This is a genomic window from Salegentibacter lacus (assembly GCF_020164555.1).
In the GTDB taxonomy this organism is placed as follows: Bacteria; Bacteroidota; Bacteroidia; order Flavobacteriales; family Flavobacteriaceae; genus Salegentibacter; species Salegentibacter lacus.
Genome location: NZ_JAIQZB010000008.1, coordinates 111,699 through 138,449 on the forward strand (window position 1 = coordinate 111,699; position 26,751 = coordinate 138,449).

At 38.4% G+C, this 26,751-nt stretch carries 24 protein-coding genes and 1 tRNA gene; 19 read left to right on the forward strand and 6 right to left on the reverse strand.

Annotated features, from left to right (window positions below; translation table 11 throughout):
• Positions 1-12: 12 nt before the first annotated feature.
• The 3 genes from LB465_RS08285 to LB465_RS08295 form a co-directional block, all read right to left on the reverse strand.
• Complete coding sequence (locus tag LB465_RS08285; protein WP_224469170.1) at positions 13-1,191, reverse strand: AIR synthase related protein; 1,179 nt, start codon at positions 1,189-1,191, stop codon at positions 13-15.
• A gap of 134 nt (positions 1,192-1,325) precedes the next feature.
• The gene (locus LB465_RS08290) at positions 1,326-3,512 is read right to left on the reverse strand and encodes a glutamine synthetase III family protein (RefSeq protein ID WP_224469172.1); all 2,187 of its coding nucleotides are present in this window, start codon (positions 3,510-3,512) and stop codon (positions 1,326-1,328) included.
• Between the two features lie 123 nt (positions 3,513-3,635).
• The gene (locus LB465_RS08295; protein ID WP_224469175.1) at positions 3,636-4,583 is read right to left on the reverse strand and encodes a calcium/sodium antiporter; all 948 of its coding nucleotides are present in this window, start codon (positions 4,581-4,583) and stop codon (positions 3,636-3,638) included.
• Positions 4,584-4,716: 133 nt separating this feature from the next.
• Between LB465_RS08295 and LB465_RS08300 the strand changes: the two genes are divergently transcribed.
• The 3 genes from LB465_RS08300 (at position 4,717) to LB465_RS08310 (ending at position 7,545) form a co-directional block, all read left to right on the forward strand.
• On the forward strand, positions 4,717-5,082 hold the full coding sequence (locus tag LB465_RS08300) for a BlaI/MecI/CopY family transcriptional regulator (protein ID WP_224469178.1): 366 nt from the start codon (positions 4,717-4,719) through the stop codon (positions 5,080-5,082).
• Between the two features lie 3 nt (positions 5,083-5,085).
• Positions 5,086-7,203, forward strand: coding sequence for a M56 family metallopeptidase (locus LB465_RS08305; RefSeq protein WP_224469180.1), 2,118 nt, complete (start codon positions 5,086-5,088; stop codon positions 7,201-7,203).
• Positions 7,204-7,392: 189 nt separating this feature from the next.
• A complete protein-coding gene (locus LB465_RS08310) occupies positions 7,393-7,545 on the forward strand; it encodes an SsrA-binding protein (protein ID WP_224469182.1) in 153 nt (50 codons plus the stop codon).
• 55 nt (positions 7,546-7,600) lie between these two features.
• Here the strand turns inward: LB465_RS08310 and LB465_RS08315 are convergent, their stop codons facing one another.
• Positions 7,601-8,251: a flavodoxin family protein gene (locus tag LB465_RS08315; protein WP_224469184.1), complete on the reverse strand. Its 651-nt coding sequence runs from the start codon at positions 8,249-8,251 to the stop codon at positions 7,601-7,603.
• 122 nt (positions 8,252-8,373) lie between these two features.
• Here LB465_RS08315 and LB465_RS08320 point away from each other — a divergent pair, with 122 nt between their 5' ends.
• The 6 genes from LB465_RS08320 to LB465_RS08345 all read left to right on the forward strand — a co-directional run bounded on the left by LB465_RS08320 (position 8,374) and on the right by LB465_RS08345 (position 15,171).
• Positions 8,374-9,648 (forward strand): Kelch repeat-containing protein, encoded by a 1,275-nt coding sequence (locus LB465_RS08320; RefSeq protein WP_224469187.1) that lies wholly within the window; start codon positions 8,374-8,376, stop codon positions 9,646-9,648.
• Between the two features lie 186 nt (positions 9,649-9,834).
• Positions 9,835-11,499, forward strand: coding sequence for a peptidase domain-containing ABC transporter (locus tag LB465_RS08325; protein WP_224469189.1), 1,665 nt, complete (start codon positions 9,835-9,837; stop codon positions 11,497-11,499).
• 2 nt (positions 11,500-11,501) lie between these two features.
• Positions 11,502-12,869, forward strand: coding sequence for an HlyD family secretion protein (locus LB465_RS08330; protein WP_224469191.1), 1,368 nt, complete (start codon positions 11,502-11,504; stop codon positions 12,867-12,869).
• Between the two features lie 8 nt (positions 12,870-12,877).
• On the forward strand, positions 12,878-14,254 hold the full coding sequence (locus LB465_RS08335; RefSeq protein ID WP_224469194.1) for a TolC family protein: 1,377 nt from the start codon (positions 12,878-12,880) through the stop codon (positions 14,252-14,254).
• 103 nt (positions 14,255-14,357) lie between these two features.
• Positions 14,358-14,675: a hypothetical protein gene (locus LB465_RS08340; protein WP_224469196.1), complete on the forward strand. Its 318-nt coding sequence runs from the start codon at positions 14,358-14,360 to the stop codon at positions 14,673-14,675.
• Position 14,676: 1 nt separating this feature from the next.
• On the forward strand, positions 14,677-15,171 hold the full coding sequence (locus LB465_RS08345; RefSeq protein ID WP_224469198.1) for a DUF2231 domain-containing protein: 495 nt from the start codon (positions 14,677-14,679) through the stop codon (positions 15,169-15,171).
• A 264-nt stretch (positions 15,172-15,435) separates the two neighbouring features.
• On the opposite strand, the gene LB465_RS08350 is transcribed toward LB465_RS08345, so the two are convergent.
• Complete coding sequence (locus tag LB465_RS08350) at positions 15,436-16,686, reverse strand: S8 family serine peptidase (RefSeq protein ID WP_224469200.1); 1,251 nt, start codon at positions 16,684-16,686, stop codon at positions 15,436-15,438.
• 530 nt (positions 16,687-17,216) lie between these two features.
• Here LB465_RS08350 and LB465_RS08355 point away from each other — a divergent pair.
• From LB465_RS08355 to LB465_RS08400, 10 genes are all read left to right on the forward strand, one after another.
• Entirely contained in the window at positions 17,217-18,359 is a 1,143-nt protein-coding gene (locus tag LB465_RS08355) for an NAD(P)/FAD-dependent oxidoreductase (RefSeq protein ID WP_224469202.1), read from the forward strand.
• A 21-nt stretch (positions 18,360-18,380) separates the two neighbouring features.
• On the forward strand, positions 18,381-19,688 hold the full coding sequence (locus LB465_RS08360; RefSeq protein WP_224469204.1) for a TolC family protein: 1,308 nt from the start codon (positions 18,381-18,383) through the stop codon (positions 19,686-19,688).
• A 10-nt stretch (positions 19,689-19,698) separates the two neighbouring features.
• A complete protein-coding gene (locus LB465_RS08365; protein ID WP_224469206.1) occupies positions 19,699-20,775 on the forward strand; it encodes an efflux RND transporter periplasmic adaptor subunit in 1,077 nt (358 codons plus the stop codon).
• Positions 20,776-20,801: 26 nt separating this feature from the next.
• Positions 20,802-24,002 carry an efflux RND transporter permease subunit gene (locus LB465_RS08370; RefSeq protein ID WP_224469208.1) on the forward strand — a complete coding sequence of 1,067 codons (3,201 nt, stop codon included), beginning with the start codon at positions 20,802-20,804 and terminating at the stop codon, positions 24,000-24,002.
• A 71-nt stretch (positions 24,003-24,073) separates the two neighbouring features.
• Entirely contained in the window at positions 24,074-24,379 is a 306-nt protein-coding gene (locus tag LB465_RS08375) for a hypothetical protein (RefSeq protein ID WP_224469210.1), read from the forward strand.
• 18 nt (positions 24,380-24,397) lie between these two features.
• The gene (locus tag LB465_RS08380) at positions 24,398-24,607 is read left to right on the forward strand and encodes a YgaP family membrane protein (protein ID WP_224469212.1); all 210 of its coding nucleotides are present in this window, start codon (positions 24,398-24,400) and stop codon (positions 24,605-24,607) included.
• A 199-nt stretch (positions 24,608-24,806) separates the two neighbouring features.
• Entirely contained in the window at positions 24,807-25,196 is a 390-nt protein-coding gene (locus LB465_RS08385; protein ID WP_224469214.1) for a DUF302 domain-containing protein, read from the forward strand.
• Positions 25,197-25,481: 285 nt separating this feature from the next.
• A complete protein-coding gene (locus tag LB465_RS08390; protein ID WP_224469217.1) occupies positions 25,482-25,766 on the forward strand; it encodes a rhodanese-like domain-containing protein in 285 nt (94 codons plus the stop codon).
• A gap of 2 nt (positions 25,767-25,768) precedes the next feature.
• Positions 25,769-26,086, forward strand: coding sequence for a rhodanese-like domain-containing protein (locus tag LB465_RS08395; protein WP_224469219.1), 318 nt, complete (start codon positions 25,769-25,771; stop codon positions 26,084-26,086).
• A gap of 5 nt (positions 26,087-26,091) precedes the next feature.
• Positions 26,092-26,310, forward strand: a complete 219-nt coding sequence (locus LB465_RS08400; RefSeq protein ID WP_224469222.1) for a hypothetical protein — start codon at positions 26,092-26,094, stop codon at positions 26,308-26,310.
• Between the two features lie 326 nt (positions 26,311-26,636).
• Here LB465_RS08400 and LB465_RS08405 read toward each other — a convergent pair.
• Positions 26,637-26,718 (reverse strand) — tRNA-Leu (locus LB465_RS08405).
• Between the last annotated feature and the right edge of the window lie 33 nt (positions 26,719-26,751).

Sequence of the window (26,751 nt, forward strand, 5' to 3'; positions counted from 1 at the left end):
AACGTTGAGCTATTAATAGTGGAATTCCCCTAATTCACTTTTTATAGTGAGTTTTTTTTCTTCTGAAGCTTCCACCCTACCAACAATTTGTGCATCTACATTAAAAGATTTGGAGATTGCAATAATTTCTTCGGCAATTTCAGGATTTACATAAAGCTCCATACGGTGACCCATATTAAAAACCTGATACATTTCTTTCCAGTCGGTTTTGCTTTCTTGCTGAATAAGTTTGAAAAGGGGCGGCACCTCAAACATATTGTCTTTCACAATATGCAAATTATCTATGAAATGAAGGATTTTGGTTTGAGCACCTCCACTGCAATGCACCATCCCGTTAATTTCCTTATTACTGAATTTAGAAAGCATTTTCTTAATAATTGGAGCGTAAGTTCGGGTAGGAGAAAGCACTAATTTTCCAGCATCTAAAGGCGAATTTTCAACAGAATCGATTAAAGATTTAGTCCCGGAATAAATCAATTCTTCTGGAATATCATTATCAAAACTTTCGGGATATTTTTCAGCTAAAACTTTAGAAAAAACATCGTGACGCGCGGAGGTAAGTCCGTTACTACCCATACCGCCATTATATTCTTTTTCGTAAGAAGCCTGGCCCGAAGAAGATAAACCAACAATTACATTTCCAGGTTTAATATTGGCATTATCAATTACATCTGCTTTTTTCATTCTAGCAGTTACGGTAGAATCTACGATGATTGTTCTTACCAAGTCACCAACATCGGCGGTTTCGCCACCGGTTGAATGAATTTCTACACCAAACTCTTTTAGTTCAGCAATCAATTCTTCAGTACCATTAATAATTGCTGAAATCACATCTCCCGGAATTTTGTTCTTATTACGGCCAATGGTTGAAGAAAGCATTATGTTATCTACGGCACCCACACAAAGCAGGTCGTCTATATTCATAATAAGTGCATCTTGTGCAATCCCTTTCCAAACCGAAAGATCTCCGGTTTCTTTCCAATACATATAAGCCAGGGAAGATTTAGTACCCGCGCCATCGGCGTGCATAATTAAGCAATGATTTGCATCTCCCGTAAGATAATCGGGCACGATTTTGCAAAATGCCTTTGGAAATAAACCCTTATCTACATTTTTAATCGCATTGTGAACATCTTCTTTTCCTGCTGAAACTCCACGCTGGGCGTATCTTTTACTTACTTCCTGACTCATAACTGTGTTGTTGAAAAGCCAAATATAAACAGATTAGATTTTTTAGCCTCTAATGCCGATTACTTATTTCTATATAAACAAAAAACCACGTGTTTAGCACACGTGGTTTTTAGGTATTTATCTAATTCTTTAAACTATTTGGTAAAAAGCAATTCTCTATATTTAGTTAATGGCCAAAGCTCATCATCTATAAGAAGTTCTAATTTATCACAGTGATATCTTATTTCATCAAAATAAGGCTTAACATCGTCACAATAAGCAAAAGCACGTTTTTCAGAGTCTTCTATCTTATTGGCAACCTTCCTGGCCTCGATCATAGCTTTAACTCCACTATTAATTTTAGCAATGTGCGCAGAGATCTCTTCAATTATTTCTAATTGCTCGTTAGAATGCTTCTTGAAATCCTCATTATAAATATGCTTCAAGCCTTCTACGTTCTCAATAAGAATATTCTGGTAACGAACCGCTGTTGGGATTACATGATTTCTGGCAATATCCCCAAGGATTCTTCCTTCAATCTGGATTCGCATCGCGTAGTCTTCAAGCTCAATTTCGTGACGGGCTTCCAGTTCCACTTTGTTCATCACTTTCATCTCTTCATAAAGAGCGATTGTTTTCTCAGAAACCTGTGCTTTTAATGCCTGTGGCGTAGTCCTGTTATTACTTAAGCCACGTTTTTTAGCTTCTTTTTCCCAGGCCTCACCATAACCATCACCTTCAAAACGAATATTCTTAGATTTCTTGATGTAATCCCTAAGCACATTAAAGATGGCATCATCCTTTTTCATTTTCTTGCCTTTAATCAACTCATCAACTTCAGCTTTGAAGTCTTTTAGCTGCTTGGCCATAATGGTGTTTAGTACCGTCATTGGATTAGCACAGTTCGCGGTAGAACCAACTGCTCTAAATTCAAATTTATTACCTGTGAAGGCAAAAGAAGAAGTACGGTTACGATCTGTATTATCCAGAAGAATTTCCGGAATTTTACCTACTACATTAAGTTTAAGTTCTGTTTTCTCTTGTGGAGATAACTTCCCGTCGGTTACTTTTTCCAATTCATCCAGCACCTCTGTTAACTGAGAACCAATATATGCAGAAATAATTGCCGGTGGTGCTTCGTTTGCTCCCAACCTGTGATCGTTAGATGCACTTGCAATTGCAGCCCTCAAAAGTTCTTCGTTATCATGTACCGCCTTAATACTGTTTATAAAGAAGGTTAAAAACTGAAGGTTCTTCATTGGTGTAGAACCCGGCCCCAACAGGTTGATACCGGTATCTGTAGATAAAGACCAGTTATTATGCTTACCACTACCGTTTATTCCAGCGAATGGTTTTTCGTGCAGAATTACTTTAAAATGGTGTTTTTCGGCAATTTTGCTCATAATATCCATAAGTAATGAATTATGGTCTACGGCAAGGTTACCTTCTTCAAAAATAGGTGCCAGTTCAAATTGGTTTGGCGCCACCTCGTTATGGCGTGTTTTTACTGGAATACCAAGTTTCATACACTCAATTTCCAAATCACGCATATAAGCCAATACCCTTGATGGAATTGAACCAAAGTAATGATCATCTAATTGTTGTCCTTTTGCGGGAGAATGACCCAATAAAGTGCGCCCTGCCAATGTAAGGTCGGGACGCGTTGCCGCTAAAGCTGAATCGATAAGGAAATATTCCTGTTCCCAGCCTAAAGTTGCATTAACTTTAGTAACATTTTTATCAAAATATTTAGCTACTGAAGTTGCAGCCTGGTCTACAGCCTGCAGTGCTCTTAATAGCGGTGTTTTATAATCTAAAGCTTCACCTGTATAAGAAACGAAGATTGTAGGAATACAAAGGGTAGTTCCCCAAATAAAAGCTGGAGAAGTAGGATCCCACGCAGTATAACCACGGGCTTCAAAAGTATTTCTAATTCCTCCACTCGGGAAACTTGAGGCATCTGGCTCTTGTTGTACCAGGGCCCCACCACCAAATTTCTCTATTGCACTACCATCAGCCTGAGTTTCAAAAAAGGCATCGTGTTTTTCTGCAGTTGCTCCGGTTAATGGTTGAAACCAGTGCGTATAATGGGTTGCCCCTTTTGCAATGGCCCATTCTTTCATTCCGGTAGAAATATGGTCTGACACTCTACGGTCAATTTTCTTCCCGGTTTTTATAGCTTCCATCACATTCTCGTAAGCTTCCTTGGTAAGGTATTGCTTCATGGAGGCTTCGTTAAACACATTTGTTCCAAAAAGCTCAGACCTTCGGGCCGGCTCTTTAATTTTAACCGGCTTGCGGTTCATGGTTTCTTTTAAAGCTGCAAATCGTAATGTTGACATATTGGTGTTGTTTGATAAATTTTGAATTTCAGCTACCAAATGTATGTATTTTTACAGACACCCCGTAAAATATTACCACCCTGATTTGAATTTTTATGTATTTCTTAATACACCCCCTTAAAATTAACCCAAAAATGCAAGACCCGTAAAAATAACATAGCTCACGAATAAAATCACACCTTTGTATCTGTTGAAAAGAAACCTTTTTGGAAGAAAAGCTAAAGGTGCAATGGCAAAAGCGATACCAATCATCCAGAAAATGTCATTTGTGAGTATCTGATCTGACTGAATATAAATAGGTTGAATCATCGCAGTGATTCCTAAAACCGAAGCGATATTAAAAATATTAGATCCTATAAGGTTCCCAAGGGAAAGTGCTTTTTCCTTTTTTAATGCTGCAATAACCGAAGCTGCTAGTTCCGGTACACTCGTGCCTATAGCGATCATAGTAACCGAGATTACCCTTTCACTCACTCCTAACATAGTAGCAAGATCTACGGCGCCATCTACCAGCAACTCCGACCCTCCCCAAAGAGCCACGCCTCCTATTACTAACCATAGAATCATTTTAAAATTAGAAGTTTGCTTTAGAGAATCGTCTATTCCTTCCACTGCGATTTCAGTTTTTCTACGGGATCTTCTTATCAATAAAATTAGAAAAACGATAAGACCTATAAACAAAAAGAGTCCTTCTAAACGAGAAATATTCCCACCTGTACTTAAAAAATAATAAAGTACAATAGAGAAAAGCATCATGGCCGGCCAGTTAAACCTATAAAACTCCCTGTCTACAGAAATAGAGGTTATTATTGCAGTAATTCCCAATACCAAACCTAAATTGGCAATGTTAGAACCTATTACATTTCCTAAGGCAATATCAGAAAAACCGCTTAATGCAGCTTGTAAACTCACCAGAAGTTCGGGAGCCGAAGTAGCGAAAGAAACCACTGTCAACCCTATTACCATTCGGGAAATATTGAATTTAAATGATAAAGCTACTGAAGCTCGCACTAAAAATTCCCCACCTACCACTAGTAACACAAGCCCAATAAGAATAAAAACAATGCTCATCTAAAGTTTTTTTTTGCGAAGATAAAATAATCCTATGAGCTAAACTTAAAAGCATCATAAATCAAAAATAAACTATTAAATTAGTACGCTAACTATTTTTTACGTTATATTTGAAATAACCAAACAAATTAAAATGAAACGATTAACTAATAAAGAAGAGGAAGTAATGCGCATTCTCTGGCAATTGGAGAAAGCCTTTGTAAAGCAGATAATACCACATATCCAGGACAAAAAATTGCATTACAATACGGTTTCTACTATTGTAAGACATTTAGAAGATAAAGGTTTTGTAGCTCACGAGGCTTATGGGAACACCCATCAATATTACCCTGTAATTACCAAAGAAAAATACAGGAAGCATATTATGAGTTTAACCTCAAAAAGATTTTTTGATAACTCATATAAAAGTATGGTTTCCTTTTTCGCTAAAGAGGAAAAAATTAGCGCCGATGAGCTTCGGGAAATCCTTGAGATTATAGAAAAGGATAAAAAGGAATAATCTATGGAAGCATTCCTAATCTATCTTCTTAAAGGTGCCAGCTTATTGAGTATTTTTTACCTGGTCTATATTTTCTTGTTAAAGAATGAAACTAATTTTCAGGTAAACCGCAAATTTTTACTTAGCGGCATTTTTGCATCTGCCTTTTTACCAGCAATTTACTTTACACGAAAAGTAATTGTTGAAGCAAATAACTTTTCTTTCAACAAAATTCCTGTAAATACAAATGCTTCTTCAGAAGATTTAGTTTCAAACTTTGGGATTTGGGAAGTTTTGGGGTTTATTTATTTTCTTATTACTGCATTTTTCTTATTTAGGATTTTTGTTCAGCTTTTCAAAATTCAGAAACTCATTAATCGAAGCACTGTTTACAAAGCTGAAGGTTTTAACTTCCTCAAAACCGAAGCTACAGTAAGTCCGTTTTCCTTCTTCAAATTCATCGTTTACAATCCTACAGCCCATTCAGAAAAAGATCTGATAATGATTCTGCATCACGAAAAAATACACGCAGCGCAATGGCATTCTGTAGATATACTAATCGCCAACCTCACCACTGCCCTACTCTGGTTTAACCCTTTAAGCTGGTTGTATAAAAAAAGCGTGGAACAAAACCTGGAATATATCGCCGACAGGGAAACGGTAGCTATTTCGGGAGCTAAAAAATCGTATCAACAAACCCTGGTAAAGGTTTCTATCGCAAATTTACAACCAGCGCTTACCAATCATTTTTATCAATCATTTATTAAAAAACGAATTCTTATGCTGAATAAAAAATCATCTCAAACCTCTAGTCTATGGAAAATAAGCCTTGTTTTTCCTTTAGTCCTGGCTTTTATGCTCGCTTTTAATGTAAAGACTGAAGCGCAAACAAAAAAATCTGAATATACGGTAGAAGGTGTTCAGGTAAATAAATCGGTTTCATCGGTTATTACAAAATTTTCTAAGCAAGAAAGTTTAGAGAGAATTTCTAAGGTTTTTGAGAAATTTGATATTGAACTTGAGTTTTCCGAACTTGAATATTCCAGTGAAATACTTACCAGTATAAAAGTTTCATTCTTAAACAAAAAAACCAACGAAACGGGTGTTTTCTCGGCCAGTAATTCAGAAGGAGTTGAATCTTTTGAAATCTTTACAGATAAAAAAGAAACCGGTTTTAGAAAAGCCAACACCCTTATGGGAAAAGGAGCTATTTCTTCTAACGGAAGTCTTTTAGGCAAGCTTGGTAAACATCCCTTATATGTTATAGATGGGAAAAAATATACTTCTAAAGAATTAGACGGGAAATATCTGGATATTTCCGATGGAGGAATCAGTATTTTCCTGGCTGAAGAAGCAAAAACAAAATTTGGAACTGAAGCGCAGGATGGAGCTATTATTACAAAGAGTGCCAGGATTATAGATGATTTACAGAAAGAATTTAAAAAAATTGATAAGGAAAATTCTGAAGCTAAACGAGAATTTCTGCAAATAGAATATGGCAAATCACCGAGTTTAATTTCCCTGGAAACTAATTTCAAGGAGAAGAAAAAAACCAAAAACAAAAAGTTAGTACAAGCCTCCACAGATCCTAAGGAGATCCCTGGAAATCCAATTTATATTTTAAATGGTGAAAAAAGTAAAAAAGAGATTATAGGCCTTATCGATCCAAAACTGATTGAGAGTGTAAACGTATTAAAAGGAGAAAGCGCTACTTCGCTGTATGGCGAAGATGCAAAAGACGGTGCGGTGATCATTACTACCAAGGTTTTGGATAAATCTAAAAAAGAAGATACTAAAAAAGGGAAAGGATATTCAATTGGAATTCAGAGATTTCAAAAGAAAACCGATTATGAAATTATAAAGGGAGGACTTAGTTTCCAGACGGGAGAAGATATCAATGCATTTCAATGGAATAAAGAACCTGACGAAAAAATCAATTTTTACCTTAACGACGAGGAAAAAAATAGACCGTTAGTAATTATTGATGGCAAAAAGGCAAATGAAACTACTCTAAAGGAAATTGATCCTCAGAATATTGAAAGAATAAATGTTCTAAAAGGTGAAGGTGCAATTGAAAAGTATGGCAATAAAGCCGATTATGGAGCTATAGAAATTACTACCAAAAAAGAAATCAAAGAATAATTTTCGTTTTTCATTGTAATTTGAATTAAAAGGCAGGCTCATTCCCTGCCTTTTTCTTTTGCTTGATTTTCAATATCTTTGAAGTAATTGGCTTGGAGCATACTCACGAATTACGCTAAGAAAATAATATTCATTTTGAGTCTATCCTCCGAGCATTTAGATCTCGATTATCGAGTAAACCAACCAACAATGAAAAAGAAGATTTTTAAAGCACTTTCTAAACTTAATAAGAAAGTTCTGCCCAATTACACTAAGAAAGAACTGGATCTTAGAAAAGCCAGTAAAGTACAAATGGCCATTATTGGCTGGAAATCCTGGGTAACCCGAAATTCTTTAGATTAGAAAAAGCCCTTAAGAAAAATCTTAAGAGCTTTCTATAAATTATCCAAACTGTTTCCTATTTACTCATCTTCTTAGCCTTCTCTTCCAGCTTCTTAACATCGGTTGGATACGGATTCTCTTTTAAGGTCTTTGCTAAATGTACCAGGTTGTGCGCCATAAGCAACATCATATTATTGGTGAATTCGTGTTTATTCCCTTCTGCTTCAATATAACTTGGGCCGGGACCGGCTTCACCCACGTAGTAACAGAATCCGTTAACAGGAACGGTAAACCCATGTTCCGAAAGGTCAAAAACCATACTGGAAATCGCTTTTTTAGCACCGTCTTCATTACCATCTACCATTACTCCGGCAACTTTGTTATAAGTTGGGAACTGGCCGTTTTCTTCGCTTCCCTCTTCCATAATTCCGTCAAACCGCTCGGCAACCATCTTGGCAACTGCACCGCGATCACCCCGCCAAATTGGAGTTGCAATTATTAAAATATCGGCGGCCTTAACTTTCTTTAAAATCTCAGGCCATTCATCTCCATTTTTTTCATCAGAGGTAACTCCAAAATGAACTTCATGATCTACTACACGAACAATCTCAGTAGAAACATCCAGATCTTTAAAAACCTTTTCGGCTTCTTCAATAAAGGCTTCGGTATTAGAGGTTTTAGGAGATTTTTTTAAGGTACAATTCAAGAATAAAGCTTTCAGTTTCATAATTTAGGTTTTATGGTTAGACCCTGCAACATATTAAAAAGGGGAATCTAAAGCAGTTAAGGCTTGGTTAAACCTACCTTAGTGTTTTGTTAGAAGCCCTATATTTATGATAAAGTATTAATATGATGAAAAAATACCTTTTACTAAGCATCTTTTGTTTTTCGATAATTAACCTTAACTCTCAATCCTGGAAAAAGCTTCCAGCTAATGGAGAAGCACAAGAGCGCCACGAAAATGCCTTTGTACAGGCGGGAAAGCGTTTTATTTTAATTGGAGGTCGTGGTAATAAACCCATTGATATCTATGACACCGAAAACCAAATCTGGAAAAAAGGCGCTCAACCTCCCCTTGAAATTCATCATACCCAGGCGGTTAGCCTCGACGGACTTGTTTATGTTTTAGGTGCTTTTACTGGCGGCTGGCCAGATGAAGATCCTATTCCCAATATTTATATCTACGATCCGCTGGAAGATCTCTGGATTAAAGGCCCGGAAATTCCCGAAGACAGAAGGCGTGGTGCCGCGGGGGTTGCGGTAAAGGATAAAAAAATCTATTTGATAAATGGAATTAGGAATGGCCATACCTCAGGTTGGGTTAACTGGTTTGATGAATATGATGTTTATAAAAATGAATGGAAAAAACTTCCTGATTCGCCTAATGAACGAGATCACTTTCAGGCTGTAATAACTGAAAATATACTTTTTGTTGCCGGTGGAAGAAAATCGGGAAGTGTTGAAGGCAACGGATTTGCAGGCACGGTAAAACCTACCGATATCTATGATTTTGATGCTGAAAAATGGAAATCTATTACTGAAATCCCTACTCCCAGGGGCGGCACTGCAATTGGACTTTTAGATAATAATCCGGTTATTTTGGGCGGTGAAAGTGACACCCAGGAAGCTGCGCACAATGAAGCTGAAATTTATGATCTCGCCAAGGGAAAATGGGACAGTTTACCACCTTTAAAACAAGGCAGGCACGGTACCCAGGCTATCACCATTAATAAACAAATTATTATTGGTGCCGGTAGTGGGAATCGCGGTGGCGGTCCTGAACTAAATTCTTTTGAAGTTTTCTCAAAAGATAATTCCCTTAATTTCAGCACCGAAGCTATCCTAGCTGGCTCACTAAAAGCTTCAGCCGACAATCTTAATTTTCCAAAAGAAGAAACAAAAAGTGTAAGAATTTCCCATAAAGGAGGCAACCAGGCCATTATTATTACCGAGATAAGCATTAGCGATGGCTTTAGTCTTATAAATAAGAAAAGCCTACCCTTTGTTTTAGCGCCACGTTCAGAATTTGAACTAGAAATAAAGGGAAATCAAGATCCCGGAGAACTACACGTTAAAACAGCAGGAAAAAAAGAAGGCATAAGGCTTAATCTAAATAAAAAATAGTACTTCATTAATCCGGGAAAAACAATAAATTTGCATACCAAATTAATAACATAATTCAGGCTCGGTGGGCAAAGAATTTTGCGACAACAATCGTTAAAATTTGATTAAATCCTGATGAAAAATTCTTTTGAGATTTATTTTTGCATATCATGGAAAAATCACTTTTAAACGGCATAGTATTACTTAATGAGCAAAACTAAACCTGGAAACCCGGTAAAACGACTTTGGAACTTACTCAAACTAGATAAGCGCGATGTAAAACACATACTTTTCTATGCACTTTTTGCGGGTTTAATAAATTTAGCGGTCCCTTTGGGAATCCAGGCTATTGTTAATCTAATCCAGGGAGGCAAAGTTAGTACCAGCTGGGTTATTCTGGTAATTTTAGTAACGCTCGCCGTAGGTTTAGTTGGCGTTTTTGAATTATTACAGCTCAGGCTGGCAGAGAATATTCAGCAAAAGATTTTTACCCGTTCAAGCTTCGAATTTTCATACCGGTTTCCAAAAATTAAGAGCGAAGCCTTACAAAATATTTATCCTCCTGAATTGGCAAACCGTTTTTTCGACACCTTAACGGTTCAAAAAGGGGTAAGTAAAATTTTATTAGATCTGCCTTCAGCTACGGTACAAATTATCTTTGGTGTAATCTTATTATCTCTCTATCACCCATTCTTTATTTTATACGGATTATTACTTGTTCTACTCCTTTACATCGTTTTTAAATTTACCGCTGAAAAAGGTTTAAAAACCAGTTTAGATGAATCGAAGCATAAATATGAAGTTGCTTATTGGATTCAGGAAATAGCCCGAAATTTAAAAAGCTTTAAAATTTCAGGCCGCAGCAAACTCGCGCTTGACAAAAACGACAGGCTTACTGCAAAGTATTTAAAAGAAAGAGAAGATCATTTTGGGGTGCTTAAGACCCAATATATTAAGCTTATTATTTTTAAAGTTCTTGTCGCCGGTGGTTTATTGGCTATTGGAGGTATTCTGGTTTTAAACCAACAAATGAATATTGGTCAATTTGTGGCTGCAGAGATCATTATTTTATTGATAATTTCTTCTGTAGAAAAATTAATCCGCGGGCTTGAAGATATTTACGACACCTTAACGTCACTGGAAAAACTAGGCCAGGTAGTAGACAAACCTCTGGAAGAATTTGAAAATCAGAATACTATAAATGCTTCAAATGGCCTTAAACTAGAACTAAAGGATGTAGCTTTTGAACCCGAAGGCCACACGGTTTTAAAAGGTATTAATGTCACCTTAGAACCCGGAAAAATTTTAGCCATCACAGGACCTGCAGGAAATGGCAGAACCAGTCTTTTAAAATTAATAGCAGGTATTTTCACTCCTACTCAGGGAAAGATTTACATTAACGATACTGCCAGGCATACCCTGGTTTTAAATGAGTACAGGCAACACCTGGGCACTTATTTACCCGATGAAATTCCTTTTGAAGGAACCCTGTGGGAAAACATAACTTTTGGCGACACTTCTATTTCTGATCAGAATATAGATTGGGCTTTAGAACATTCAGGCCTAAAGGAGTATGTAAAAGATCAACCCAATGGAATATTTACTCAAATTCATCCGGAAGGAAGGTACCTTTCTACACTTATATCAAAGCGTATAATCATTGCACGAGCTATTGTAAAAAAACCTTCTATTCTTATTTTAAAGGAACCTTTTGAGAAATTTGAACTTTCAGAAAGAAAAAGATTATTAAAGTTTTTAACCGATTCAGAAAATAAATGGAGCCTTATTATAGCCAGCAATGACAAATTATGGAAAGAAGTATGTGATGAACGCCTGGAATTACAGGACGGTAAAATTGTTAAAGCCCTGTAGATATGCTGAATATTTCTGAAGAAAAATTACACGAGCGTATAGATATTACCGGAACTAAATCTGGAAAATTCGTATTTTTTAGAAAGCACTATGCGATTTTTAATTATGTACTTATTGGATTATTTATCTTATTCATAATTATTCTCTTTCTACCCTGGACTCAGAATATTAGGGCTACGGGAAATGTCACCACCTTAAGCCCTGAACATAGGCCTCAAACAATTCAATCTCCCATCCCGGGACGTATTGAACAATGGTATATTGATGAAGGGGATTTTGTAAATAAAGGAGATACTATTTTAAGGATTTCTGAAGTTAGCAGCGATTATTTTGATCCTTTACTCATCAATAGAACTTCCAGCCAGATAGAAGCGAAAAATCAATCGGCCAACTCTTATGACGAAAAGATTGGGGCTCTTCGGCAGCAATTAGAAGCACAGCAAGAGGAACGGAAATTAAAACGAAGTCAGGCCATTAACAAGATAGAACAAGCGCGTTTAAAAGTAAGAAGCGACAGCATAAAGCTTGAAGCCGCACAAACACAGGTAGAAATTGCGAAAACACAATTTGAAAGACTCCAAACTTTGCAGGAAGAAGGTTTATATTCCCAAACCGATTTGGAGGCCAGACGCTTAAAATTACAGGAAGCCCAGGCAAAGCTCATCGCCCAGCGAAATGACCTTTTATCAAGCAAAAACCAGGTAATTAACGCTGAGATCGAGATCAATAGAATTAGAGCTGAATATGCTGATAAAATTTCCAAAACCCAACAGGAAATTTTCACCACACAAAGTAACCAATTTGGCACCCGTGCTGAAGTTGACAAGCTTCAAATCCAGCTTTCAAATTACGAACAGCGTAGCAGTTTATATTATATTCTGGCACCCCAGGATGGTTATGTAAATAAAGCTTTGCGTGCCGGTTTAGGCGAGACATTCTCACAAGGAGAACAATTGGTGGGCATTATGCCATCTAACTATCAAATAGCGGTAGAAACCTATGTAAGGCCATTAGACCTGCCACTAATACACGTAGGTGAAGATGTGCGCATTCAATTTGATGGATGGCCTGCAATTATTTTTAGCGGTTGGCCAAACCTTTCTTATGGAACTTATGGTGCAGAAGTAGTAGCGGTAGAAAATTACATTTCGAAAAACGGAAAGTACAGGGTTTTACTTGCTCCAGACACCGAAGACAATCTCTGGCCCGAACAAATAGGAATTGGAAGTGGTGCTCAAACCATTGCCCTCTTAGAAAATGTCCCTATTTGGTACGAGCTATGGCGAAATTTAAATGGATTCCCACCTAATTATTATGAACAGGGTGAGAATGCTCAGACTGAGACCTCAAAAAGTAATAATAAAAAGTAGACTAATAAATGCGCTTAGTACACTATTTTTCTATTCTATTCTTTATTTGTTCTTCGGCGTTTGCCCAAACAGACAGCCTAAGTTATACCGAATTTTTAGATATAGTAATTAGTGAGCATCCTGTAGTTAGCCAGGCCGGACTGGTGAGAAATATAGGCGATGCCGAAGTACAATCGGCAAGAGGTGCCTTCGATCCCAGGTTTGAGGTAGATTATAAAGAAAAGGAATATAAAGGCACCGAATATTACGATCTTCTTGATGCTCAACTTCAAGTCCCAATGTGGTACGGATTGAAATTAAAAGGCGGTTTTCAGCAAAGTCAGGGCGCATATGTTAATCCACAAAACAAGGTGCCGGATGCCGGATTATTTCAGGCCGGTGTCATTTTATCCCTGGGAGAAGGACTCTGGATTAATTCACGAATGGCCGGTTTACGCAAAGCACAGGTATATAGGGAGCAAAGCAGAGCTGAACAGCAACTGATTATAAACGATATACTACTCGATGCTTCTTTTGTCTATTTTGAATGGGTAAGAGCCCACCAGAAATTAAAAATATTTGAAGATTTTTTAGAAAACGCCAACGAGCGTTACAGCGGAATTAGGCGCGGGGCCGAAATTGGGGAAATTGCAGGAATAGATACAGTGGAGGCGAGTCTAAATATCCAAAAACGTAGGTTGCAAGCCAACCAGGCGTCGGTAGAACTTAGAAAAAAACGGCTGGAACTTTCAACTTATCTATGGGACCAGGATCAACCCCTTATTTTGCAAGAACAGGTATTGCCGGTAGGTACCGATGAAGTTTTTAGTACCCTGATTTCTGAAATTCCCGAGGCAAATTTTGACACCCACCCGCAATTAGAATTTTACAGACGAAAAATAGAAGCGCTGCAAATAGAAAAGCGTTATCGCATTAATCAGCTATTACCAAAGATAGATTTAGAGTATAATTTTCTTTCAGAAGAACCCGATAATTTTGAAACCTTTAATGCCAATGCCTACAAAGCAGGTGTTAAGTTTTCTATGCCTTTATTTCTGAGAAGAGAACGCGGGGATCTCAAGATAGCCGAATATGAGCTACAAGACGCCAAACTGGAACTCAGTCTAAAAGACAACCAGTTACAAGCAAAAATTAATGCTATAGAACAACAATTGCAGGCTTTTTTAGAACAAATTGAGATGACCGAGCAAATGGTTGTTGATTCTAACGCCCTACTTCAGGCCGAAGTGCGTAAATTTAATTTTGGAGAAAGTTCAATATTTTTAATAAATACCCGCGAAACCAGGTTTATTGAAGCCAGGCTGGAGCAATTAGATCTTCAGATTAAATATTTAAAAACCCAGGCAGAATATCTGCAAGCCCTTGGTGGAAATCCTGTACAGTAAACAAAACGCCATTAATTTATACAGCAGATTCCCGAAATCTATGCTAATTAGTATTAACTTTATAAGTTATCATAAACATACTAATATAATTAAAACGAAATTTATGACTAGTAAAATTTTAAAATCCGTTGCTTTTTTAAGTGTTTTTCTTTTTATGGTTTCCTGCGGGGAAAGTACAGATGTAGTTGAATCTGGAACTTATCAGGGAACAATAGAAGAAGTAGAACCTTCTAAAGATGAAATCTATGTAAAAACAGATGACAATAAAACTTTGGAACTGTATTTTAAAGATAATACAGAATTAACCAGAGGTGGTAATACTGTGGAGTTTTCAGAACTGGAGAAAGGACAGAAAGTTGAAGTGGAAGTTGAAAAAGTAGGAAAACGTTTAGATCCTATTTCAGTGAAAATTATGGAGTAATATGGATCAGTCACCTGATTTTTGGCGGACAGAGGTTTTTCATCCTTTGTCCGTTCATTTTCCAATTGCCTTATTACTCGTTGCTTTTTTATTTAAGCTAATTGCCTTGGGTTCTATCAAAGAAGTTTGGAAACAAGGTGGAACTGTTTTGCTTATATTAGGAACTATTGGAATTTGGATCGCAATCTATACCGGTGATCTTGCCGACGGGATTGTTTCCCGTACTATTTGTGACCCAACCGCCCTTAAAGATCACGAAAATATGGCGTATATCACGGCCTGGCTCTTTACCTTCTCCCTTCTTTTAGATCTTTTAAAATTCTCAAAGTTTCAAACAATTACTAAGCAAAAGAAGCTGCTTTCCTTTTTTTGCATTCTTGCATTAACAATCGGCTCCGGATATCTTATGTATGTAGGACATTTAGGCGCAACTTTAGTCTATCAACAAGGAGCAGGCGTTTACAAGCCATCAGTCGATTGCGCTGAATTTAATTAACTTTACTGTTTAGTTACAATTCTTACAAATAGTCTTCAGACTTAATATTATGTTCTCTGAATTTCTATCAACGAACAATTTCACTCCTAAACGAATGATAACTAAGTAAATTTCATCGGGGGCAAGCCCACGATGCATTTTAGTAGAACACGTTGTCAAACTTTACAACATTTACTAACGAGGCGAGCCTCGGGGTATTTACCCTCTTAGAATAAAAAAACACCGCTCTCGCGGTGCTTTTACAAATAATATTTAAGCTATTTTTTAATGAACAATAATTGCATCTGCAGTTCCATCTGGATCTCCATTTACAGTTCCGTCTGTAGAGGCACTACCTAATAATAAAACTCCGGCAGCATGTGGTGAAGCCATAGAAGTACCACTTATTGAATTATAACCACCATCTTTCCAGGTAGAATTTACAGCTACTCCAGGAGCAGCATAATCTACCGGTGGGTTTCCGTAGTTAGAGAAAGAAGCCCAGTTATCGTTAGCATCCATTGCAGAAATGGTTACAATGTTTGGCCCATTCACTCTAGCGGGAGAACTGTTATTAGCGTCAGAACTTTCATTTCCTGCTGCAAGAGCGAAAATAATTCCGTTTTCTGAAGCAGAAAGTACTGCATTATCCAAAGCATCTGAAATTGGTCCGCCAAGACTCATATTGGCAACATCACCGGCACTTCCATAAGCCGCTACGTGATCTACACCGGCAATAACACCAGAGTAAGAACCACTACCTCGACTATCCAAAACTTTTACCGGTACAACTACAGCTCCCGGAGCTACACCTACCACTCCAAAATCGTTGTTTAAAGCAGCGATAGTTCCAGCTACGTGTGTTCCGTGACCATTTCCATCATCGGTAGATTTCCCATCTCTCCCGGAGGTAAAAGCATTGAAGCCTCTGGAAGCATCTACGTTAAGATCAGGGTGATCGGTGTCAATTCCACTATCAATTACCCAAGCTACATTAGATCCCGTGTATGAAGCTACACCATTAACCCTTACAATTCCGTATGGGACATCCTGAGCAGAATCTCCTCCACCAGTATCACCATCTCCAGGATCTCCATCACATGGTCCACCGTTTGGTGTTCCACAAGGAGGAGCAAATTGTACGATTCGATCTTCTTCTATAAAAGCGATTTCTTTTTTACCTCTTAAAGCTTCAACTTGCTTAAGAGTAAGTTTTAGCGCTGCACCATTAATAGTTTTACTGTAAACAGCTATTAACTCGGTCTCTGGGATATTAGCATCATTCAAAACCCTTTTGGTAGTATTAGCTACTTCCTCCTGAGCTTTGGTATAACTTTCCGGGTATTTGGAAGAAGCACTTCCAGTAATATCCTTGTTGAACACAACAATATATTGACCCTCAATAATATTTGCTGATGAAGGAGCTACCAATTCTTCATCCATTGGCTGTTCCCGCGCCTCGTCCTGAGAGCATGAAACAAAAAAAGCGGTAGCTACTACTGTTACCGCGAGTGATTTGAAATTTTTTAAATTCATAAAAATAAAATGTTTGGTTAATAAAAGGTTAATAGATTTGTCTAATCTATCACTTTATCGATAATTTCCAAACTTTTGTCGTAATAATTTAATAATATCATTATCTAACTTTTGTTTTTTTTAGTTGACATCTGTGAGTTCCATTGACTTTTTGAGGCGAAAGCTTTCCATCCTTCTGTATTCCTGTTTAATAATTAATGTTTTTAATTAGATAATAGAAAACCTGATCTATATCATTTTATAAGATTAAATTTTCCTGTATGTCCCACCTGTATTGCCCTCTCTCTGTAACAAAAGTAGCTTCCAACAGCCCATTCACTGCCTAATTTTGTTCTCAAATCAGAAATAAAATTGTTTAAGCATTTTTCCAAACAATATAAATATTCAATGATGAACAAGCTACTATACAAATTAAAAGAAGGTTTTACAGCGTTTCTGGAAACCTGGGGCTCTACCCTGCAACCAACACATGTAAAACTTAAACCTATAAGGATAAGCATCCACAATATCAACCTTAAAAATCATCACTCATGAAAACGATCTTAGTATTAGGAGCCGGTACAGGCGGAATAGTAACTGCCAGGGAATTGAGTAAACGCAGCGGTAATGAAGAAGATATCACCCTGGTAAAGATCCTGGTTTTTGAAAAAGAGGAAACCAGTGTGTATTCGCCTTCTCTTCCATGGGTGATGGTTGGAAAAAGTAAACAGGAAGAGATCACCGAGCGGACTGATAAGCTGGACGCTTCAGGATTAGAGGTTATTAAAGGTGAAATAGAAAATATAGATCCTCAAAATATTTCAGTAACTGTAAAAGGAAAGCAATATCAGGGAGATCATATGGTGGTTTCGCTGGGAGTTGCACAGGCCGATATTTATAACCTGGCTCAATTTGGCCATAATTTTTTCACGCTGAATGGAGCTCAGGATTTTCATTCTGAATTAAAGAAATTTGACGGAGGCGAAATTGCCATTTTAGTTTCTTCACTGCCGTTTAAAAGTCCGGCGGCACCTTACGAAGCCGCCATGCTCATAGAAGATTTTGTAAGGAAAAACAAGCTCTCAAAAAACACCACAATTTCCCTATATACTCCTGAAGCGGATCCAATGGAGTTCGCGGGAGCTGAAGCTTCACAAGAACTAAAAGAATTGCTGGAAAAGAAAGGGATCAAATATTATCCAAATCACGAGCTGAAAACTATTTCAGGAAATACACTAGAATTCAATAACGGAGAAAGTTATTCTTATGATCTCCTGGCCTACACTCCAAAACATCAATTGCCTGCGGTTATCGAAAAAAGCAATTTAAGCGGAACTTCAGGTTGGGTGGATGTTGATAATAAAACTTTGGAAACCAGTTTTAAAAATGTTTACGCCATTGGGGACATCACACACGTGATAACTCAAAACGGAGCAGTACTTCCAAAAATAGGAGTTTTTGCAAGACAACAGGGAGCCGTCGTAGCTCATAACATTGCCAAAAAAATGGCCAATCAGGAACCGGATCAAACTTTTATGCCTGAAGGAAAATATTTTATCGAAGCGGGCGAAGGAAAAGCCAGCGAAACCGGCGGAAAGTTTTCTGAACAAAATGTAAAAATGAAAACTCCCGCCCAGTGGGGACATTTTTCTAAATGGTGGGATGAAAAATTCTGGTTCTTTAAAAACTTTTAATCAGGAAAATATATACGAAAGATGAAGGTCAAATATATAATAATGATGTTGGCTTTATTTCCGGGTCTGTGGACACAAGCCCAGGAAACAAAGTCAATTTCCCGAAGCGAAGCCATACATCTGGTAAAGGAAAACAATAGGGAAATCAAAATTTCACAACAGGAATTCCTTGAATCTCGTGGAAATTACCGGCAAACAAATTCAATCTTTTTGCCAAATGTGGCAGTATCCCATTCCGGAATCACCACTACCAATCCGTTGATGGCTTTTGGTTCTAAACTAAATCAGGAAATTCTTACGCAGAGTGACTTTAATCCAGATTTCTTAAACAACCCCGAAAGGATCAACAATTTTGCCACCAAGATTGAAGTAGAACAACCGCTTATTAATGTAGATGGGATCTACCAGCGAAAAGCGGCTAAAAAGAAGATGGATGCAACTGCTTTACAAACCGACCGAACTATAGATCATATGGTTCTGGAGGTAGAGAAAGCCTATATGCAATTGCAACTCGCGCACCAGGCGGTTACTGTTCTGGAAAGTGCCCAAAAAGCAGCACTTGCCAACCAGAAATTGGCTAACGATAGCTATAAACAGGGATACCTGCAACGATCTGATGTGCTTTCTGTGGAAATTAGGGTTTCTGAAGTTAATAATCAGCTGCAGTATGCTAAGAGCAATGTGATCAACGCATCCGACTACCTGGCGTACCTCTTAAACGAACCCGTAAATACTATTTTTGAACCTACAGACCCTCTGGAAGTTTCAATTTCTGTTCAGGAAAATATTAAAACTGTTTCTCCAGACCGGGCAGATATTCGTGCGATGGAACTGGCCGCTGAGGCTTACCGAGAAATGCTGCAGGCAGATAAGATGTCTTTCCTGCCCCGTTTAAATGCTTTTGGAAGCTATGAGCTTTATGATGATGAAATTTTTGCCGGTGCTGCGAACGGATATCTTGCGGGAATCCAGCTAAAGTGGGATGTGTTTGAAGGTTATAAGCGCTTCGGTAAACTTCAGAAAAATCGGGCAACTTATGAAAAAGCCAGGCTGGAATATGATTCTTATGTTTCCAAGAGCAAAATGGAAAAAAACAGGGCAAGCAGGGCTGTAAAGGATGCTGAAAATAAACTCAACCTTACCCGTCTGGCATTGGAACAAGCCGAAGAATCTCTACGCATACGTTCCAACAGGTTTGAGCAGGGACTTGAAAAAACCAGTGATCTACTAACGGCCGAAGCACAATTTTCCCAGAAAAAACTGGAATACGCACAAACTATTTTTGAATACAATTACGCACAGGCACAACTCGATTTTTTAATCAAATAACAGTCATTCTATGAAAACTAAATTATATATCCTGAGTCTTTTGGGAGCAACTAGCCTATTCTTTAGTTGCGGAGACTCGCCTGAACAAAATACTGTAGAAAACCCTGATACGTTAGAGGTTACGGTAGAAACTCCTTCCAAATCCAACCAATCTTTCCTCACTTTTAGCGGAAAAATAGAAGCCGTTGAAAATGCCACTTTAAGCACTAGAAATATGGGCTATGTCACCCGGGTAAATGCTAATGTTGGAGATGAAGTAAAAAAAGGTCAGTTGCTTATCGAAATCAATAATGCCGACCTACAAGCAAAGCGGGCGCAAGTAAATGCAGGGATCACAGAAGCCACAGCAGCTTTTAATAATGCTGAAAAGGATTTTGAGCGCTACAATTCTTTATTTCAAGATAATAGCGCTACCCAAAAAGAGATGGATGACATCACCGCGAGGTATGAAATGGCAAAAGCCCGACTTGAAGCCGCCAGGCAACAAAAGAACGAGATCAATGCACAGTTTGCATATTCCAACATCGTAGCTCCTTTTAGCGGAGTGGTTACAGCAAGAAATGTGGAAGTTGGTGATATGGCAAATCCGGGAATGCCACTACTTAGCCTTGAAGTTCCGGGAAACTTTGAAGTAAAGGCAAGTGTTCCCGAATCTGAAATAGCTTCAGTAGAACAAGGGACAGGAGTAGATGTACTGGTTAAATCATCCGGAGAAACTTTAAAAGGAACTGTTTCAGAAATTAGTACTTCCGCCAGTAATTCAGGAGGACAGTATCTTGTAAAAGTAGCACTAAACGAAACTGATGCCGAAATCTACTCGGGAATGTACGCGAGCGTTCAATTCCCTACTACCGCAAAGGAGAATAGGGAGGTAGTTTTAATACCTACTTCTACCCTCATAACCCGCGGGGATCTACACGGAATTTATACACCAAGCCAGCAAAACACAGCCATTTTAAGATGGGTGCGACTTGGCAGAACCATTGGTGATGAGGTGGAAGTACTTTCAGGCCTTAGTGCTGGGGAGTCTTTTATTACCTCAGCCGAAGGAAAATTATATAACGGGGCCAGGCTCGAAATTCAGTAAGCCTTCAGCAATAAAACTACTACGAAATGAAAGAAGGATTAGCAGGCAAAATTGCCAAAGGTTTTATGGATTCTAAACTTACGGTGCTTCTAATGATCGTTTTTATGGTCATTGGAGTGTACAGTTCGTTTTTAATCCCCAGAGAAGAAGAACCCCAAATAGATGTGCCAATGGCCGACATTTTTGTTGGTTATCCCGGTGCAAGCCCCACAGAACTTGAATCGCGGGTGATACAACCGCTTGAGAAAATGGTGTCTAATATTCCCGGGGTAGAATATATCTATTCCACTTCGATGAAGGAACAGGGAATGGTAACCGTGCAGTTCCTGGTGGGCGAAGATATTGAACGCTCCTATGTAAAGCTTTATAATGAACTTATGAAGCATATGGACCAGATGCCGCAGGGTGCCACTATGCCACTGGTGAAGACCCGTGCCATCGACGACGTTCCAGTTCTTGGCCTCACGCTATGGAGTGAAACTTATGATGATTACCAGCTTAGGCAGATTGCCAATGAGCTTACGCACGAGATTGAAAAAGTACCAGATGTTTCCATTACCAACAAGATTGGCGGCCGTAGCAAGCAGCTTCGTGTGGTGTTGGATAAGGAAAAAATGGCTGCAAGTGAAGTGGATTTCCTTGGTGTTTCTGAAAAGATCCAGGCCAGTAACCAGCAGCTTTCCGCAGGAAGCTTTAACCAAAATGACACCGAATTCCTGGTAACCACCGGAAGTTTTCTGAAATCTGCTGAAGAAGTAGAGAACCTCATTATCGGCATTCAGCAGCAACAGCCGGTTTATCTGTATCAGATAGCTGAAGTGATCGAAGGACCTGAATTACCAAAGGAATACGTTTCTTTTGGCTACGGAAAAGGCTCTGAAGCCGGAAGTGATTTCTCTTCCGAATATCCCGCTGTCACCATTTCGGTCGCTAAAATCAAAGGTGCAGATGCTATGAAAATAGCCGATGTGATTATTGATAAACTAGAACACCTGAAGACAAATCTTATTCCTGATGATGTACACGTAGAGGTTACCCGAAACTATGGGGAAACAGCTTCTCACAAAGTAGCAGAATTGCTGCTGCATTTGATAGGGGCTATCATTGCGGTTACCCTGGTAGTAATGCTTGCAATGGGCTGGCGTGGAGGTTTGGTTGTATTCCTTTCGGTGCCTGTAACTTTTGCGCTTACGCTGCTCAGCTATTATTTACTCGATTATACACTTAACCGAATTACCCTTTTTGCACTGGTATTTGTAACAGGAATCGTGGTAGATGATTCTATTATCATAGCTGAAAATATGCACCGGCATTTCAAGATGAAACGGCTGCCGTTTAAACAGGCTGCTTTGTATGCCATCAACGAAGTGGGTAACCCGACTATCCTTGCAACTTTCACGGTGATTGCTTCGGTATTGCCAATGGCTTTTGTGAGCGGATTAATGGGACCATATATGAGTCCAATGCCTATTGGCGCTTCTATTGCAATGATCCTCTCTTTGTTCGTGGCTCTTACTATTACTCCTTACCTGGGACTTATCTTTTTGAGAGAGAAAAGCAAAGGAAAGGATAGTAAAGAAGAAGAATCAGCAGAACAGATCGAGGAGACCCGCATTTACAAGATCTATAATAAGCTGGAAAGACCGCTTATTGACAATAAAAAAACTCGTTGGATCTTCCTTGGTACCACTATGTTATTGTTGTTAGGATCAGTAGCCTTGTTCTTTACCAAATCGGTTGCAGTGAAAATGTTACCATTTGACAACAAGAACGAGTTTCAGGTAGTGATAGATATGCCGGAAGGCACAACATTGGAAAGAACCGCAACGGTTTCGAGAGAAATTGGGCAGTACCTGTCTCAACGACCGGAAGTCGTGAATTACCAAAGCTACGTAGGTACTTCTGCTCCAATAACCTTTAACGGACTCGTAAGACATTACGACCTGAGAGGTGCAAGCAACACTGCAGATATTCAAGTAAACCTGAAAGACAAGAGCGAAAGAAGTGAGCAAAGCCACGAAATTGTAAAATTGCTGAGACCAGATATTCAAAAAATCGCAGCAAAATTTAATGCCAATGTCAAGATGGTAGAAGTGCCACCGGGACCTCCTGTAATGTCTACCATTGTAGCTGAAGTTTACGGACCCAATTATGACAAACAAATAGAAATCGCAGATGAGGTCCAGGGCATCCTGGAAGAAACTCCCGATGTGGTGGATGTAGACTGGATGGTAGAGGCAGATCAGACTGAATTTCATTTCGAGATAGACAAGGAAAAAGCAATGCGCTATGGAATTGCTCCGCAGCAAATTGTACATACAATGAATGCTGCGCTGGGAGAAAGAGCAGTTGCACACCTATATGATGAAAATGCTACCCAAAGAGTGGAAATCATTCTTGCTTTAGCGGAAAAGGAAAAATCTACGCCAATAGATATTTCACAGATCAAGATGGTATCCCAAACCGGACAAATGGTGAGTGTGGCCGATCTTGTTCAAATCGAAGAAAAGGTTAAAGAAAATAGTATTTTCAGAAAGAACCAGAAACGCGTGGTTTATGTGCTGGCCGATATGGCAGGAGAACTGGAAAGCCCCGTTTATGCCATTCTGGGAATGGAAGAGAAATTAAAAGAAATTGATCTTCCTCCCGGTTATGAGCTTGATGAACTTTACCTGCAACAACCAGAACTGGAAGATGATTATACCGTAAAATGGGACGGAGAATGGCAGATAACGCTCGAGGTTTTTAGAGACCTGGGAATAGCCTTTCTGGGAGTAATTTTCATTATCTACATTCTTATCGTAGGCTGGTTCCAGAATTACCGTGCACCAATTGTGATGATGGTGGCTATCCCGCTTTCTCTAATAGGAATCGTGCTGGGGCACTGGATTATGGGAGCTTTCTTTACCGCAACTTCCTTTATCGGGATGATAGCCCTTGCAGGAATTATGGTTAGAAATTCGGTGTTGCTTATCGATTTTGTGAATCTACGGCTGGAAGACGGAATTCCGTTGAAACAAGCAGTGATAGAAGCCGGTGCTGTACGTACCACTCCAATCTTGTTGACTGCAGGAACAGTTGTAATAGGAGCTTTTGTGATTCTCTTTGACCCTATTTTCCAGGGACTGGCAATCTCACTGATGGGAGGAACCATTGTTTCTACTATTCTAACCCTACTGGTAGTACCATTGGTTTACTATATGATTGAAAATAAAAATCATAAATAAAATTAAGTTGGTAAGAGCTGAATAGGAATAAAACCTCATTAGCTCTTTACCGACTTCAAAAAATTCAGAATATGAAACTACTAATTGTTACCAGTGTTGCCGAATTTCAGAAGGAAATTCTCAACATCTTTAAAAAGGCAAAAATTGAAGCCTTTAGTCGTTCAGAAATAGACGGCTATAAAAGTTCGAATTCGGTTATAGCCACTATGAGCTGGTTTCCGGGAGAAAAAGGTGGAAACGAATCTCTTATGTTTTTCTCTTTCACTGAAAAAGAACAGATCGATTTACTGTTTGGACTGGTTTTAGAATTTAATAAAAACCTGGAAACCAATAACCCGATACGGGTTGCAGTGGTGAACATTGAAAATTATATCTAATCTAAAAAATAGTTTAAAATGAAAAACAGAGTTGTACGCGGAATTGCAGGAACTTTTGTGTTGGCAAGCCTTCTTTTAGCCGTTTATGTAAATATTAACTGGTTGTGGTTTACCGCTTTTGTGGGAGCAAACCTACTTCAATCATCCCTTACTCACTGGTGTCTAATGGATAAAATTCTAGAGAAACTGGGAGTGACAGATGAGGTAAGGCCCGGCCAGAAGTGCTAGGAATATATAAAGCTAAATTCTAAGAATCAGTCCCATATTTTTTAAATAAGAATTAACGATGATTTCTGGCTGATTCAGGACCATATTCTAAAATAAGTGAGAAGAGAAATTGTTCGAAAATTCACATAAGATTAATATTTCCTTTTTCATACCACGCTAGAAAACAATTAACTTTAGGAGTAATCAAAAAACTTATATTATGAGCTATTATTTTTCAAAAGTCCTCAATGATTCATTCGAGGAGGCAATAGATAAAGTAACTAAAGAATTGAAAGAAGAAGGTTTTGGTATTCTTACTGAAATAGATGTAAAAGAAACCTTCAAAAAGAAACTCGACGTAGATTTCAGAAAATACAGAATTCTTGGTGCCTGTAACCCGAAAATGGCCCACCAGGCAATTTCTGCTGAAAGCAAGATTGGCACAATGTTGCCCTGTAACGTAATTGTACAGGAAACAGAAGATGGAAAAATTGAAGTTGCTGCAGTAGATCCTGTAGCTTCTATGACTACAGTAGAAAATGAAGAACTTGGAGGCATTGCGCAAGAGGTACGTTCTAAACTAAAAACTGTGATCGAAAGGCTTTCTTAGATTTCTAATATGAAACTTCTCAAATATTAATTTCAGGATGGCTAATAGGTCATCCTGAACTTTTTTATATGCTCTTTTCCCCTCCTCTCTTATCCATTTTTTTTAATCTCAACAAGATTTATTTTTTGCTTAAACTATCGGAATCCCATTTTGTTTCACCCTGTTTTCTAATTGTTTATGTAACAAAAGTAACTGTGAGTAGCAGTCTTTAGATTTATTTTTGCGACTGGAAATCAGTAGGTTATTTGCGCTGATTTTAAAATAAGTTTATTAAAAAATTAAAAGATGAATAAAGAAGAAATAATTAGAAATAACGAAGGTACAGTAGTAGATGTACGTACACATAGCGAGTTTATGAGCGGAAGTGTTTCCGGAGCAGTTAATATTCCTCTTAATGAAGTTCCGCACCGAATAGAAGAACTGAAACAAATGAAAGCACCATTGATCTTATGCTGCGCCTCTGGAAACAGAAGTGGGCAGGCAGAGAATTTTTTAAGTGGGCAGGGCATAAATTGTCTTAATGGCGGATCCTGGCTTGAAGTTAATTATCTAACCTCTGAAACAGCATAAGTATGATCGCAAAACTTAAAGAGCTTTTAGGAATAAAACCAGCTCCCAATTATAAAGAACTCCTTAAAGAAGGTGGAATTATCGTAGATGTGAGAACTAAAGCAGAATTTTCAAGCGGTCACATTAAAGGATCTAAAAATATTCCTTTACAAACGCTACCTGCAAATCTTAATAAACTAAAAGATAAAGATAAGCCAATAATAACCTGTTGTGCGTCTGGTATGCGAAGTGCTTCAGGAAAAAGTGTATTAAAGTCTAATGGGTTCTCCAACGTTCATAACGGTGGAAGCTGGGCCAGGCTAAATAGCCGAATTTCCTAATAATTATGAAAGAAAGAATTTTTACCGGTTGGACGTGGATTCGGGCCGCCTACTTCATAATAGGCAGCTGGGTAATTGTACAAAGTGCTTTGGAAGGTGAATGGATTGGTATTGCGCTTGGCGCCTGGCCGGCTGCTATGGGCCTTTTCGGACTTGCCTGTGCAGGGGGAAATTGTGCATCGGGATCCTGTGAAGTAAAATCAAGTGACGAACTGAAACATTAAATAATACTGTCTCCTACCCATAAGTCCTGATAGAGTTTACTTTTTCCTAATTGACTATTTTCTAATCTTTATAAGTAAATTTCATCGGGGCAAGCCCACGATACATTTTAGTAGAACACGTTTTCAAACTTTACAACATTTACTATCGAGGCGAGCCTCGGAATATTTACCCTCTTAGAACAAAAAAAGCTCCTCATTCCTGAAGAGCTTTTCTGTCGTCGGAGAGACTCCCCGATGTTTATCGGGATAAACTTCTCGTCTCTCCCTATATTTTTCAGCACTTTCATAAATAAAAAAAGCTCCTCATTTCTGAGAAGCTTTTTTTGTGCGGGCGGAGAGACTCGAACTCTCACACCGTAAGGCACTAGATCCTAAGTCTAGCGTGTCTACCAATTCCACCACGCCCGCATTTCAATATGTTTGCTTGTTGTAAGCGGATGC

What these genes read in the sequence shown, in the direction of transcription:
- LB465_RS08285 (WP_224469170.1), bottom strand. Translation starts at nt 1,191, where the DNA reads ATGAGTCAGGAAGTAAGTAAAAGATACGCCCAGCGTGGAGTTTCAGCA.
- LB465_RS08290 (WP_224469172.1), bottom strand. Translation starts at nt 3,512, where the DNA reads ATGTCAACATTACGATTTGCAGCTTTAAAAGAAACCATGAACCGCAAG.
- LB465_RS08295 (WP_224469175.1), bottom strand. Translation starts at nt 4,583, where the DNA reads ATGAGCATTGTTTTTATTCTTATTGGGCTTGTGTTACTAGTGGTAGGT.
- LB465_RS08300 (WP_224469178.1), top strand. Translation starts at nt 4,717, where the DNA reads ATGAAACGATTAACTAATAAAGAAGAGGAAGTAATGCGCATTCTCTGG.
- LB465_RS08305 (WP_224469180.1), top strand. Translation starts at nt 5,086, where the DNA reads ATGGAAGCATTCCTAATCTATCTTCTTAAAGGTGCCAGCTTATTGAGT.
- LB465_RS08310 (WP_224469182.1), top strand. Translation starts at nt 7,393, where the DNA reads ATGAAAAAGAAGATTTTTAAAGCACTTTCTAAACTTAATAAGAAAGTT.
- LB465_RS08315 (WP_224469184.1), bottom strand. Translation starts at nt 8,251, where the DNA reads ATGAAACTGAAAGCTTTATTCTTGAATTGTACCTTAAAAAAATCTCCT.
- LB465_RS08320 (WP_224469187.1), top strand. Translation starts at nt 8,374, where the DNA reads ATGATGAAAAAATACCTTTTACTAAGCATCTTTTGTTTTTCGATAATT.
- LB465_RS08325 (WP_224469189.1), top strand. Translation starts at nt 9,835, where the DNA reads ATGAGCAAAACTAAACCTGGAAACCCGGTAAAACGACTTTGGAACTTA.
- LB465_RS08330 (WP_224469191.1), top strand. Translation starts at nt 11,502, where the DNA reads ATGCTGAATATTTCTGAAGAAAAATTACACGAGCGTATAGATATTACC.
- LB465_RS08335 (WP_224469194.1), top strand. Translation starts at nt 12,878, where the DNA reads ATGCGCTTAGTACACTATTTTTCTATTCTATTCTTTATTTGTTCTTCG.
- LB465_RS08340 (WP_224469196.1), top strand. Translation starts at nt 14,358, where the DNA reads ATGACTAGTAAAATTTTAAAATCCGTTGCTTTTTTAAGTGTTTTTCTT.
- LB465_RS08345 (WP_224469198.1), top strand. Translation starts at nt 14,677, where the DNA reads ATGGATCAGTCACCTGATTTTTGGCGGACAGAGGTTTTTCATCCTTTG.
- LB465_RS08350 (WP_224469200.1), bottom strand. Translation starts at nt 16,686, where the DNA reads ATGAATTTAAAAAATTTCAAATCACTCGCGGTAACAGTAGTAGCTACC.
- LB465_RS08355 (WP_224469202.1), top strand. Translation starts at nt 17,217, where the DNA reads ATGAAAACGATCTTAGTATTAGGAGCCGGTACAGGCGGAATAGTAACT.
- LB465_RS08360 (WP_224469204.1), top strand. Translation starts at nt 18,381, where the DNA reads ATGAAGGTCAAATATATAATAATGATGTTGGCTTTATTTCCGGGTCTG.
- LB465_RS08365 (WP_224469206.1), top strand. Translation starts at nt 19,699, where the DNA reads ATGAAAACTAAATTATATATCCTGAGTCTTTTGGGAGCAACTAGCCTA.
- LB465_RS08370 (WP_224469208.1), top strand. Translation starts at nt 20,802, where the DNA reads ATGAAAGAAGGATTAGCAGGCAAAATTGCCAAAGGTTTTATGGATTCT.
- LB465_RS08375 (WP_224469210.1), top strand. Translation starts at nt 24,074, where the DNA reads ATGAAACTACTAATTGTTACCAGTGTTGCCGAATTTCAGAAGGAAATT.
- LB465_RS08380 (WP_224469212.1), top strand. Translation starts at nt 24,398, where the DNA reads ATGAAAAACAGAGTTGTACGCGGAATTGCAGGAACTTTTGTGTTGGCA.
- LB465_RS08385 (WP_224469214.1), top strand. Translation starts at nt 24,807, where the DNA reads ATGAGCTATTATTTTTCAAAAGTCCTCAATGATTCATTCGAGGAGGCA.
- LB465_RS08390 (WP_224469217.1), top strand. Translation starts at nt 25,482, where the DNA reads ATGAATAAAGAAGAAATAATTAGAAATAACGAAGGTACAGTAGTAGAT.
- LB465_RS08395 (WP_224469219.1), top strand. Translation starts at nt 25,769, where the DNA reads ATGATCGCAAAACTTAAAGAGCTTTTAGGAATAAAACCAGCTCCCAAT.
- LB465_RS08400 (WP_224469222.1), top strand. Translation starts at nt 26,092, where the DNA reads ATGAAAGAAAGAATTTTTACCGGTTGGACGTGGATTCGGGCCGCCTAC.